The organism is Streptococcus sp. HMSC072D03, assembly GCF_001812855.1.
Lineage (GTDB): Bacteria > Bacillota > Bacilli > Lactobacillales > Streptococcaceae > Streptococcus > Streptococcus salivarius_D.
The window spans coordinates 29,655-42,018 of the sequence record NZ_KV810690.1; the positions used below are offsets into that span (position 1 = coordinate 29,655).

At 40.4% G+C, this 12,364-nt stretch carries 13 protein-coding genes; 12 read left to right on the top strand and 1 reads right to left on the bottom strand.

Annotation, left to right across the window (positions count from 1 at the left end; translation table 11 throughout):
* Positions 1–165 precede the first annotated feature (165 nt).
* Positions 166–897: a cyclase family protein gene (locus HMPREF2877_RS07960; RefSeq protein ID WP_045001939.1), complete on the top strand. Its 732-nt coding sequence runs from the start codon at positions 166–168 to the stop codon at positions 895–897.
* 44 nt (positions 898–941) lie between these two features.
* On the opposite strand, the gene HMPREF2877_RS07965 is transcribed toward HMPREF2877_RS07960, so the two are convergent.
* A complete protein-coding gene (locus HMPREF2877_RS07965) occupies positions 942–1,754 on the bottom strand; it encodes a Cof-type HAD-IIB family hydrolase (RefSeq protein ID WP_014633589.1) in 813 nt (270 codons plus the stop codon).
* Between the two features lie 208 nt (positions 1,755–1,962).
* On the opposite strand from HMPREF2877_RS07965, the gene HMPREF2877_RS07970 reads away from it, so the two are divergent.
* The 11 genes from HMPREF2877_RS07970 (at position 1,963) to HMPREF2877_RS08020 (ending at position 12,307) form a co-directional block, all read left to right on the top strand.
* Positions 1,963–3,384, top strand: a complete 1,422-nt coding sequence (locus tag HMPREF2877_RS07970; RefSeq protein ID WP_002889988.1) for an NCS2 family permease — start codon at positions 1,963–1,965, stop codon at positions 3,382–3,384.
* A gap of 276 nt (positions 3,385–3,660) precedes the next feature.
* Positions 3,661–4,104, top strand: a complete 444-nt coding sequence (gene tsaE, locus HMPREF2877_RS07975; protein ID WP_002883769.1) for a tRNA (adenosine(37)-N6)-threonylcarbamoyltransferase complex ATPase subunit type 1 TsaE — start codon at positions 3,661–3,663, stop codon at positions 4,102–4,104.
* Positions 4,097–4,618, top strand: coding sequence for a GNAT family N-acetyltransferase (locus HMPREF2877_RS07980; protein WP_014633587.1), 522 nt, complete (start codon positions 4,097–4,099; stop codon positions 4,616–4,618). Before tsaE ends, HMPREF2877_RS07980 begins: the two co-directional genes overlap by 8 nt.
* A gap of 8 nt (positions 4,619–4,626) precedes the next feature.
* Positions 4,627–5,880, top strand: a complete 1,254-nt coding sequence (locus tag HMPREF2877_RS07985; protein ID WP_014633586.1) for a glycopolymer--peptidoglycan transferase LytR — start codon at positions 4,627–4,629, stop codon at positions 5,878–5,880.
* A gap of 146 nt (positions 5,881–6,026) precedes the next feature.
* Positions 6,027–6,500, top strand: coding sequence for a ribosome maturation factor RimP (gene rimP / locus HMPREF2877_RS07990; RefSeq protein ID WP_002883745.1), 474 nt, complete (start codon positions 6,027–6,029; stop codon positions 6,498–6,500).
* 65 nt (positions 6,501–6,565) lie between these two features.
* Entirely contained in the window at positions 6,566–7,765 is a 1,200-nt protein-coding gene (gene nusA / locus HMPREF2877_RS07995; protein WP_002886615.1) for a transcription termination factor NusA, read from the top strand.
* A 20-nt stretch (positions 7,766–7,785) separates the two neighbouring features.
* Positions 7,786–8,082 carry an RNase P modulator RnpM gene (gene rnpM / locus HMPREF2877_RS08000; RefSeq protein WP_014633585.1) on the top strand — a complete coding sequence of 99 codons (297 nt, stop codon included), beginning with the start codon at positions 7,786–7,788 and terminating at the stop codon, positions 8,080–8,082.
* Positions 8,075–8,377 carry a YlxQ-related RNA-binding protein gene (locus HMPREF2877_RS08005; protein WP_002883776.1) on the top strand — a complete coding sequence of 101 codons (303 nt, stop codon included), beginning with the start codon at positions 8,075–8,077 and terminating at the stop codon, positions 8,375–8,377. Before rnpM ends, HMPREF2877_RS08005 begins: the two co-directional genes overlap by 8 nt.
* A gap of 18 nt (positions 8,378–8,395) precedes the next feature.
* The gene (infB, locus tag HMPREF2877_RS08010) at positions 8,396–11,230 is read left to right on the top strand and encodes a translation initiation factor IF-2 (protein ID WP_014633584.1); all 2,835 of its coding nucleotides are present in this window, start codon (positions 8,396–8,398) and stop codon (positions 11,228–11,230) included.
* A 95-nt stretch (positions 11,231–11,325) separates the two neighbouring features.
* Positions 11,326–11,679 carry a 30S ribosome-binding factor RbfA gene (rbfA, locus tag HMPREF2877_RS08015; protein ID WP_014633583.1) on the top strand — a complete coding sequence of 118 codons (354 nt, stop codon included), beginning with the start codon at positions 11,326–11,328 and terminating at the stop codon, positions 11,677–11,679.
* A 64-nt stretch (positions 11,680–11,743) separates the two neighbouring features.
* Positions 11,744–12,307, top strand: a complete 564-nt coding sequence (locus HMPREF2877_RS08020) for an LOG family protein (RefSeq protein ID WP_014633582.1) — start codon at positions 11,744–11,746, stop codon at positions 12,305–12,307.
* Positions 12,308–12,364: the final 57 nt, after the last annotated feature.

Below are 12,364 nucleotides of genomic sequence, written 5' to 3' on the forward strand. Positions count from 1 at the left end.
TTTTTTTCAGACAATAAGTGTTAAATATAGTTTTAAGCTATATCTAACTAGAAGAAATAGGATTAAGAAAAAATGAGATAAATGCTTGTAATAGCTGGTATTGGCTGCTATAACTTCTTCAATCAACTATTTAATGTTAAATCTATAAGAAAAGAGGGCCTCCTTATGTCAGATTTACTAAGTATTTATAAAGAATTGCAAGCAAAAAAATGGGTGGACTTGAGTCACCAAATCAATGCAGAAAGTCCACACTTCCCTGCCCTTCCTGCCTTGCAACAAGAAGACCTCTTCACATTGAAAGATGGATTCCATGTCCAAAAATTTACAGTAGTTGGTCAATACGGAACGCATATTGATGCACCGATTCACTTTGTAGAAGGTGGTCGTTGGTTGGATGAGATTGCTCTCAAAGATCTTCTTTTACCACTCTATGTTATCGACAAGTCTAAAGAAGTTGCTGCGAATCCAAACTTTATCTTGAGCAAACAAGATATCTTAGACTTTGAAGCAGAACATGGACAAATTACTGAAGGGGCCTTTGTCGCTTTTCGTAGTGATTGGTCGAAGCGTTGGCCAGATCAAGATGCTATGCGCAACCTTGATGAAAATGGGGTTCAACAAAGTCCAGGGTGGAGCCGTGAAGCTCTAGAATTCTTGATTCATGAACGCCATGTTAAGGCTGTGGGTCATGAGACTTTTGATACAGATGCTGGTATTCCAGCAGCAGAACATGGCTTGGTTAACGAATACTACCTCTTGGAACAAAACATTTATCAGGTAGAAGTCTTGAATCAATTGGATCAAGTTCCAGCTGTTGGTGCTTTGATTTCGATTGCATTTCCTCACTGGGACAAGGCGACAGGCTCCCCAGTGCGTGCAGTGGCTATTTTACCTTAATCATAAGAAAAAACACCGAAGAAATTTTCGGTGTCTTTTCTTGTTTATAAGAAGAGTTCCTGGAGTTTGCGAGCAACGCCATCCTCTTCATTAGTCCACTCAATTTGTTCGTTAGCGTGGGGGAGAAGAACAGAGCTAGCATTCTTCATGGCATAACCAGTTTTAGCAAGTTCCAACATCTCTGTGTCGTTGTGTTCGTCTCCAAAAGCAATCAGATCATCCGTTGATTTGCGCATGGCCTTAAGTAAGTAGTTTAGGGCGTAGGCCTTGTTTATGCCTTTAGGCGAAAATTCCAAGATATTAAGCGGGCCACCCCAAGAATCAACTTCAATTTCTTCCTTGAAGTCCTTCTTGATGTCATCGGCAAGTTGGTACTTATCCTCATGACGAGTTTGCATAAGGAGAGCGTTAGGGTTGCGCGTGATTTTAGTTGGTTCTAAACGCATAGCCTCAATAATTTTATCAACACCAAAGAGTTGTGGTTGAATACGCTCTGGGTGATTCATAGTGATATAGAAGTGTTTTCGATATTCACTAGCCAGAAAATCCATCTCTAATTCATCATGGCGTTGTAAGAGGCTAATCAGATATTTCTTATCTAATTTAACCGAATGCTCATAAGCCCAGTCTTGGTCTGGAAGATTGGTCAAAGAGCCGTTGAAGGTGATGAGTGGTGTTTCTAACCCTAGTGTTTTGTAATGGTCAATAGCCATACGATAAGGACGACCTGTAGCAATAACAACTTGGTGTCCTTTATTTTGTACATCTTTAATCGTTTTTTGTGTGAATTCTGAAATAGTTCCATCTGGGCGCAAGAGCGTTCCATCAAGATCTAGTGCAATCAATTTTTTTGTCATGTTCCTATTATAGCAAAAATCTGTCCTTTGTTGGTGATTGAGAAAGAGCTTTCTAAGAACGTTCGGTTTTTCATAAGAAAAGTCTCAGGAAATAAACCTTGCACCGTCAAATAATTTCATGTAGAATAGTAATGTTGCATTCTACATGAGAATGTTCCGAAATTATTCGGATTTTGACAATATTTTTTATTAAGGAGTCTAAACTTTCATGGAAAAGTTTTTCAAATTGAAAGAACATGGTACTGACGTCCGTACAGAAGTGACTGCCGGATTGACAACTTTCTTTGCCATGTCTTACATCCTCTTTGTTAACCCAGCGATGTTGGCTCAGACAGGAATGCCTGCACAAGGTGTTTTCTTAGCAACAATTATTGGTGCGGTTGCAGGGACGTTGATGATGGCATTTTATGCTAACCTACCATACGCCCAAGCGCCTGGTATGGGGCTTAATGCCTTCTTCACCTACACAGTGGTTTTTTCTTTGGGTTACACTTGGCAAGAGGCCTTAGCAATGGTCTTTCTATGTGGTGTTATTTCATTGATCATCACAGTAACTAAAGTACGTAAGATGATTATTGAGTCTATTCCAACAGCCCTCAAATCTGCGATTTCAGCAGGTATCGGTGTTTTCCTTGCATATGTGGGAATTAAAAATGCTGGTTTCTTGAAATTCTCAATTAATCCTCATACCTACACTGTAGCAGGTAAAGGTGCTGACATGGCCAAGGCGTCAATTACAGCTTCATCGTCAGCTACACCAGGTTTGGTTGCTTTCAATAACCCAACTGTAATTGTAGGTTTGATTGGTCTTGCGATTGCGATTTTCTTTATTGTTAAAGGTATTCGTGGTGGTGTTCTTCTTTCAATCCTTGTAACGACTATCATTGCTATTTTTGCTGGTGTTGTTGATCTTGGAAGCATTGACTGGCACGCAGCTAGCTTGACATCATCTATTAAAGACCTTGGTCAGGTCTTTGGTGCAGCGCTTGGATCAAAGGGATTGGGATCACTCTTTTCAGACGTTTCTCGTTTGCCTGGTGTCTTTATGGCTATTCTTGCCTTTTCATTGACTGATATCTTCGATACTATCGGTACCTTGATCGGTACTGGTGAGAAGGTTGGTATCATTGCTTCAACAGGTGATAACAACGAATCAAAAGCTCTTGACCGTGCCCTTTACTCTGACCTTGTTGGTACAAGTATTGGTGCCATTGCAGGGACTTCAAACGTTACAACTTACGTTGAATCTGCAGCAGGTATTGGTGCTGGTGGACGTACTGGTTTGACAGCTCTTGTGGTTGCTGTACTCTTTGCCATTTCTAGTTTCTTTAGTCCAGTGGTATCAATCGTTCCTAATGCTGCCACAGCGCCTATTCTTATTATTGTAGGTGTTATGATGCTCTCTAACCTTAAGAGTGTCGATTGGGAAGACTTGTCTGAAGCTATTCCTGCCTTCTTCACTTCTATTTTCATGGGATTCTCATATAGCATTACCTATGGTATCGCAGCTGGTTTCCTTACTTATACTTTGGTCAAAATCGTCAAAGGTCAAGCTAAGGATGTCCACTTTATTATGTGGATTTTGGATATCTTGTTTATCCTTAACTTCATCAGTATGGCTGTGTTCTAAAGCTTGAAAGTTAAAAGTCTGTATATTTGTCAGGCTTTTTCTTTTGCGATTTTTATCTGGAGGAATGTGAGAGAGTTACTATTGGTTAACTTTTGAAACTATAGTAAGTTTTACAAAAACATTTCTAATCTATGAGTGTTTAGCGTGCCCAAAATAAATTAAAAATTAAAATACACATCTTAATTTCTTACTTAAATGATTCAATATTTATAAGTTTCTACTGTATTTTTACAGTGGATTCTAGTCCATATTTTTATTTTTTGATATAATGAGAACATGATTTACAGTCAAAATGAAGAAGAATTGATTAGTATCGGTCAAAAGCTAGGTCGACTGCTCGATTCTGGAGATATAATTGTTCTCTCAGGTGATCTGGGAGCTGGCAAAACAACCTTAACCAAGGGAATTGCCAAAGGTTTGGATATTTCACAGATGATAAAGAGTCCAACCTATACTATTGTAAGGGAGTATGAGGGGCGAGTGCCACTCTATCATTTAGATGTCTACCGCATTGGTGATGATCCAGATTCTATTGATTTGGATGATTTTCTGTATGGTGAAGGTGTGACAATCATCGAGTGGGGTGAGCTCCTAGATGAGAGTCTGTTAGGTGATTATCTCCTAATTTCGATATCTCATCATGGAGATGGACGTCAGTTGCTTTTTGAATCTTTCGGTCCTAGAAGTAAGGAGATTCAGGAGGCAATGGTAAATGGCTGAGCAAGAATTAGTCATTGAGGAAGCCCAAAGAGAGGATGCTGCCTCTCTAGCTCGTTTACTAGAGACTGTAGCCTTAGAATCGGATTTTCTAGCACAAGATGATAGAAGTTCTATACTGAGTGCTGAACAGTTAGCCACTTATATTGAAGGTCATCAACATAGGCTTAATGAGATTTGTTTGGTGGCGAAATTGGGTCATGAGGTCATAGGTGTTTGTAATGTTACCTCGGATCAAGATACTAAGACCAGTCATATTGGTGACGTATTTATTGCGGTTTCTAAACCCTACTGGGGGAATGGTGTTGGCCAGTTTCTTATGGAAACAATGATTGACTGGGCAGATCATACCCCAGCTATCCGTCGCTTAGAGTTGACGGTTCAAGCACGTAATGAGCGTGCGGTTCATCTCTATCAAAAATTTGGCTTTGACATTGAAGGCACTAAGAAACGTGGTGCAAGAACTAAAAATGGAGAATTTCTAGATGTTTACCTTATGGCTAAACTCATAGATTAGGAAAAAACATGAAACTTGGACGAAAAATTTTATTGATGTTGTTGGCGATTTTTGCAACGACAGTAGTAGCTGCTGGTATTTACCTAACGACAACTTATAATTACGCCACAGGCGAATTGTCAAAAACGTTTAGGACTTCTAAAGCAATTTCTGGGAATAGTAAGGCTATTCAACAGACTAAGCCTATAACTATTCTCTTGATGGGGGTAGATACAGGATCCAAAGAACGTAAGGAAACCTGGGAAGGAAACTCTGATACCATGATTTTGGTAACAGTGAATCCTAAGACTAAGAAAACAACCATGACCAGTTTGGAACGTGACCTTTTGACAGATATTGAGGGGTCAGGTGAAGCAAAACTAAATTCAGCATATGCTGAGGGTGGTGCTGACTTGGCTATTTCAACCATTCAAAAGGTTTTAGATATTGATATTGACTATTATGCACTGATTAATATGCAGGGTATGATTGATTTGGTAGATGCTGTTGGTGGTATTGAGGTAACGAATCATTTTGATTTTCCAATTTCGATTGCAGAAAATGAACCAGAATTTCAAGCAAAAGTTGAGCCTGGAACCCATAAAATCAACGGTGAGCAAGCTTTAGTCTATTCACGTATGCGTTACGATGACCCTGATGGTGACTATGGTCGCCAAAAACGTCAACGTGAGGTTATTCAAAAAGTTGTAGCTAAGCTCTTGAAGATGGACTCTATTGGTTCTTACAAGAAAATTTTATCGGCTGTAAGTTCTAATGTTCAGACAAGTATTGATCTTGGTGATACCAATACTTTGCGTAGCTTGATGGGTTATAGTGATGCCCTTAAAAATATTAAATCATACCAATTGGCCGGTTCGGATGCCATGATCAATGGGGGAAGCTATCAAGTAGCCTCTACTGAGGATATTCTTAAGGTGCAAAATCGTATCAAGAAGGAAGTTGGTAAGAAAAAAGTCTCTGAATCTAATCTTAAGACTAGTTTGGTTCTCTATGGTTCTGGTAGCTCTAACTATGGCTCAGATGATTTTGTTAATTCCAAAGGAAGTGCGGCTTCGAGTGAAGTATCTTCAAATTATGAGGCCTGGCCATCTGAGGCAGCAGGTGGTGGATCGGTAAGTACCTACAATGGAGGCACTACCTATAGCAATAACTATAGTGAAAACACAGGTAATTATGTTCAGGAACAAGGTACGACAACCCCTACATACAATAATAATGGATCGGGTGTGACTACTTACAGCACTGTTCCAGCGGCGCAATAAATAAGGTTGGGTGATTCCCAACCTTTTTGCTTTGAAATGATATGGTTATTCCTTGCAATGGCTTTTGAGCTATGCTATAATATAGGAAAATAACGAAAGAGAGGCGGAGTAGAAACTTCGTCTCTTGTGTGTGTAAGGAGGTCATAATGTCGCAAAAAATTATTGATCTCGTGACGGCAGTCGTAGCTCCAGCTATTCCTGAGCCATACGAACTGGTCGATATCGAGTACGAAAAGCTTGGCGGTGACTATGTCTTGTCAGTTTTGATTGATAAGCCAGGAGGTATTACTGTAGAAGATACTGCAGACTTGACTGAAATTATCAGTCCCCTCTTGGATACTATTCAGCCTGATCCTTTCCCGGATCAATACATGCTGGAAGTTTCTAGTCCAGGGTTAGAGCGTCCCTTAAAAACCAAAGAAGCTTTGACAAATGCTGTTGGTCAATATATCAATGTTAGTCTTTACAAGGCTATTGATAAGATCAAGATTTTCCAAGGTGACTTGGTGGCCTTTGATGGGGAAACCCTAACAATTGATTACCTTGATAAGACTCGCCATAAAACTGTTGAGATTCCCTATCAAACAGTTGCTAAAGCTCGTTTGGCAGTCAAACTCTAAAACTCTTAGTGTAAATAAAGAAAGGATGCCAGTTTTAGCCTTTAGAGGCTAAAACAACAAAGAATATGAGCAAAGAAATGCTAGAAGCCTTCCGTGTCTTGGAAGAAGAAAAACACATTAACAAGGAAGATATCATCGATGCTGTGGTTGAATCGCTTAAGTCAGCCTACAAGCGTCGTTATGGTCAGTCAGAATCAGCTGTAGTTGAATTCAATGAAAAAACAGGTGATTTTCAAGTTTATACTGTTCGTGAAGTTGTAGATGAAGTCTTTGATAGTCGTTTGGAAATTAGCTTGAAAGATGCCCTTGCTATCAGCTCTGCCTACGAGCTTGGTGACAAGATTCGTTTTGAAGAGTCAGTCGATGAATTTGGCCGTGTCGCAGCGCAATCTGCCAAACAAACCATTATGGAAAAGATGCGCAAGCAGATGCGTGAAATTACTTATAATGACTATAAGCAACATGAAGGTGAAATCATGCAAGGAACAGTTGAACGTTTTGACCAACGTTTCATTTATGTGAATCTTGGAACGCTCGAAGCTCAATTGTCACGCCAAGACCAAATTCCTGGGGAAAGCTTTAAGTCACACGACGTCATCGATGTTTATGTTTATAAAGTTGAAAACAACCCTAAAGGTGTTAACGTCTTTGTAAGCCGTAGCCATCCAGAATTCATCAAACGTATCATGGAACAAGAAATTCCTGAAGTATTTGATGGAACTGTAGAGATCATGAGCGTGTCTCGTGAAGCTGGTGATCGTACCAAAGTTGCTGTTCGCAGTCATAACCCTAACGTTGATGCTATTGGTACTATCGTTGGTCGTGGTGGAAGCAACATCAAGAAAGTTGTCAGCCGTTTCCACCCAACACGTTTGGATGCTAAGACGGGAATTGAAGTTCCTGTTGAGGAAAATATTGACGTTATTCAATGGGTTGAAGATCCAGCTGAATTTATCTACAATGCTATTGCACCGGCTGAAGTGGACTATGTTCTCTTTGACGAAGATGATAGCAAACGTGCGACAGTAGTTGTACCAGATAACAAATTATCTCTTGCAATTGGTCGTCGTGGACAAAACGTTCGTTTGGCAGCTCATTTGACTGGTTACCGTATTGACATCAAGTCAGCTTCTGAATATGAAGCACTCGAAGCTGAAAAAGCTGAGGCTGCTACTGAGGAAGTTGTTGACGAGATTGTTGCAGAAGATGCTACACCTGTTGAAGTCACAACAGAAGAAGTAACTGAAACAACAGAAGCAGAATAAGAAGAACATAGAGGTGTTTGATGGCTAAAACACGAAAAATACCTTTACGCAAATCAGTTGTCTCAGGAGAAATCATTGATAAACGTGATTTGCTCCGCATTGTAAAAACTAAAGATGGTGAGATTTTCATTGATCCAACAGGAAAGAAAAATGGCCGAGGTGCTTACATTAAATTAGATAATGAAGAAGCTCTCCAAGCTAAAAAGAAATGTGCTTTTAACCATAGTTTCTCCATGGATGTTCCTGAAAGTTTTTATGATGAACTCATTGCTTATGTGGATCACAAGGTCAAAAGAAGAGAGTTAGGTCTTGAATAACACAGAAAAATTGTCAAATATGTTGGGACTAGCACAAAGAGCTGGAAAGCTTATTTCTGGCGAAGAACTTGTCATCAAGGCAGTTCAATCAGGACAGGCGAGACTAGTTTTTCTTGCCAATGATGCTGGTAGTAACGTGACTAAAAAGACGACTGATAAATGTAACTACTATAATATAGAAGTCTCCACAGTGTTTAACGCACTGGAATTAAGCATGGCTATTGGTAAACCAAGAAAAACGGTTGCTGTAGTTGATGCTGGATTTTCAAAGAAAATGAGGACTCTTATGGACTAAAGAATAGGAGGACATCACGTGTCAAAGAAACGATTATATGAAATCGCAAAAGAGGTTGGTGTAGAAAGTAAGGTTGTTGTTGCGAAAGCTCAAGAACTTGGTCTTTCTGTGAAGAGCCATTCCTCATCAGTTGAAGAAGCTGATGCTAATCGTATCACTTCAAGTTTAAAAGGGGGAACAGCTAAGGCTGAAAGCAAGCCAGCTCCTAAAGCGACACCAACTCCTAAAGAGGAAAAGGTAGCGCCTAAGGTTGATAAGGTACCTGTTGCCAAATCAGCTCCAGCTAAAGAAACATCAAAGGCTGAAGTCAAAGAAGCCCCTGCGACTCCGAAAAAACCACAAAGCCGTAATTTTAAGGCAGAACGTGAAGCACGTGCCAAGGCAGAAGCAGAGCGTCGTCAAAATGGCGGAGGACGTGACAACCGTAATCGTAACCGAAATCAACAAGGAAACGATCAAGGTAAACGTCAGAATAATGATCGTCGCAACCAAAATGGAAATGGTCAAGGAAACCGTAACAATGGAAAGCGCGATAACAATAGTAATCGTGACCGTAATTTCCAAGGTAAACAGCGCAATGATCAAGGTCGAAATAAACGCAACGATGCTGCCCGCAACAATCAGGCAGGTCCACGTATTGACTTTAAAGCGCGTGCAGCAGCCTTGAAAGCAGAGCAAAATGCAGAATATTCACGTCAAAGTGAAACACGCTTCCGTGAAGAAAAAGCTGCAGAGCAACGCCGTGCGAAAGAGCAGGAAAAGGCAAGAAAAGAAAAACAACAGGCTGAAGTCGCTGCTCAAAAAGCAGTTGCTGAAGCTAAGCCAGCTCCCAAACCAGCACCGGCTGCTCAACCAGCTCCAGCTGCGCAAGCACAAGATACACGTCGTAAAAAGGCACGTCCAGATAAATCACGTGATAATCGTCGCGAGAATGAAGATGGACCTAAGCAAACAAGAAATAATAAGTGGAATAATCAAAACCAAGTGAGAAATCAACGAAATAGTAACTGGAATAAAAACAAAAATAAAAAAGGTAAAAATAACCGTGGTAATTCAGCTCCAAAACCAGTAACAGAGCGTAAATTCCATGAATTACCAAAAGAATTTGAATACACTGAAGGTATGACGGTTGCAGAAATCGCAAAACGTATTAAACGTGAGCCAGCTGAAATCGTTAAGAAACTCTTCATGATGGGTGTTATGGCAACTCAAAACCAATCTCTTGATGGGGATACTATTGAGTTGTTGATGGTTGATTATGGCATTGAAGCAACCAAGAAAGAAGAAGTCGATAATGCTGATATCGAACGTTTCTTTGTTGACGAAGACTACCTCAATAAAGATGCTATGGTAGAACGTGCACCAGTTGTTACTATCATGGGACACGTTGACCATGGTAAAACAACCCTTCTTGATACCCTTCGTAACTCACGTGTTGCGACTGGAGAAGCTGGTGGAATCACACAGCATATTGGTGCCTACCAAATTGAAGAGGGTGGTAAGAAAATCACCTTCCTTGATACTCCAGGACACGCAGCCTTTACATCTATGCGTGCCCGTGGTGCTTCTGTTACAGATATTACTATCTTGATTGTCGCTGCGGATGACGGTGTTATGCCACAAACTATTGAAGCCATCAACCACTCTAAGGCTGCTGGTGTTCCAATCATTGTTGCGATTAACAAGATTGATAAACCAGGTGCTAACCCAGAGCGTGTAATCGGTGAATTGGCAGAGCATGGCGTTATCTCAACTGCATGGGGTGGGGATAGCGAATTCGTTGAAATTTCAGCGAAGTTTGGTCAAAATATTGAAGAATTGCTTGAAACAGTTCTTCTTGTGGCTGAAGTGGAAGAACTTAAAGCTGACCCAACAGTTCGTGCCATCGGTACCGTTATTGAAGCGCGTTTGGATAAAGGTAAAGGTGCGGTTGCAACCCTCCTTGTTCAACAAGGTACTTTGCATGTTCAAGACCCAATCGTTGTTGGTAATACCTTCGGACGTGTCCGTGCTATGACCAATGACCTTGGTCGTCGTATTAAGACTGCAGCACCGTCAACACCAGTTTCAATTACTGGTTTGAACGAAGCGCCTATGGCGGGTGACCATTTTGCCGTTTATGAAGATGAAAAAGCAGCTCGTGCAGCCGGTGAAGAACGTGCCAAACGTGCCCTTATGAAACAACGTCAACAAACACATCGTGTTAGTCTTGATAACCTCTTTGATACCCTTAAAGCTGGTGAATTGAAGACTGTTAATGTTATCATCAAGGCCGACGTACAAGGTTCTGTTGAAGCCTTGGCAGCATCACTTCTTAAGATTGATGTTGAGGGTGTTCGTGTTAATGTTGTTCACTCAGCAGTAGGTGCTATCAACGAATCTGATATTACTCTTGCGGAAGCTTCAGATGCTGTTGTTATCGGATTTAACGTTCGTCCTACACCACAAGCACGTCAACAAGCGGAAACTGATGAAGTTGAAATTCGTCTTCACAGCATCATCTACAAGGTTATCGAAGAAATCGAAGATGCCATGAAAGGGATGCTTGATCCTGAATTTGAAGAAAAAGTCATTGGTGAAGCTATTATCCGTGAAACCTTCAAAGTTTCTAAAGTCGGAACAATCGGTGGGTTCATGGTTACTAGTGGTAAAATCACTCGTGATTCAAGTGCCCGTGTGATTCGTGATGGTGTCGTTATTTTTGATGGTAAATTGGCAAGCTTGAAACACTTTAAAGATGACGTTAAAGAAGTCGGAAACGCTCAAGAGGGTGGTTTGATGATTGAAAACTATAACGATATTAAAGTTGATGACGTTATCGAAGCTTACATTATGGAAGAAATTAAACGTTAATTTTGTTAGCTTTTAAGAAAGCTTACTTAGGAGACAAAGCTAGGTCATCTGGCCTGGCTTTTGTTCCATCATAATAAGAGAGAAAGGATAAGACTATGGGAAATTCATTTCGTGTAGACCGTGTTGGTATGGAAATCAAACGTGAGGTCAATGAAATTCTTCAAAAGAAAGTTCGTGACCCACGTGTGCAAGATGTCACTATCACAGATGTACAGATGCTTGGTGATTTGTCAGCTGCTAAGATTTTTTACACCATTCATTCAACCTTGGCCTCAGATAACCAAAAAGCACAAACTGGTCTTGAAAAGGCTACTGGGACAATCAAGCGTGAACTTGGTAAAAAATTGACCATGTATAATATTCCAGATTTGACCTTCATTAAGGATGAGTCTATCGAATACGGTAATAAAATTGATGAAATGCTTCGTAATTTGGAGCGTAAAGACTAAGAAAAAATTCCTGTCAGTTATGGCAGGAATTTTGCGTTATAATAGAATAAAAAGGAGGACTTCAATGAAAGTAACGGTCTATTTGGGAGCTAATATGGGTGATAATCCTAGCTTTAAGAAAGCAACGATTGCCTTGGGTCAGTGGATTGCTAAAAATGGGCATACCCTAGTCTATGGTGGCAGTAAGATGGGACTTATGGGAGTTCTTGGTGATACGGTTTTGGAAAATGGTGGACAGGCTCATGGCATTATGCCACAATTCCTCAAAGATAGGGAGATAGCTTATGAGGGGTTAACCTCAATGACAATAGTAGAAACTATGGCAGAACGAAAGACTGCTATGCTAGTGCAAGGAGATCTCTTTATCGCCCTTCCAGGAGGTCTAGGGACACTGGAAGAAATCTCTGAAGCTATTGCAGCTGCTCGAGTCGGTAAGTTGGACAAACCCTGTGTTTTCTTCAATCTCAATGGCTATTATGATGCTATGAAAATGATGTTAGATACCATGGTTGCTCATGATTTTTTGGAGGCTGAAACAGCAGCAAAATTCCTCTTTACAGATGATTTTTCAGAAATTGAAGCTTTTGTCCAGTCTTATGAACCACCTCAATTGAGACGTTATCGGTAGTGTTGCTTTAATTGTAAAATTGAGATGAATTAAAAAGGTTCAATGATACATCATTGA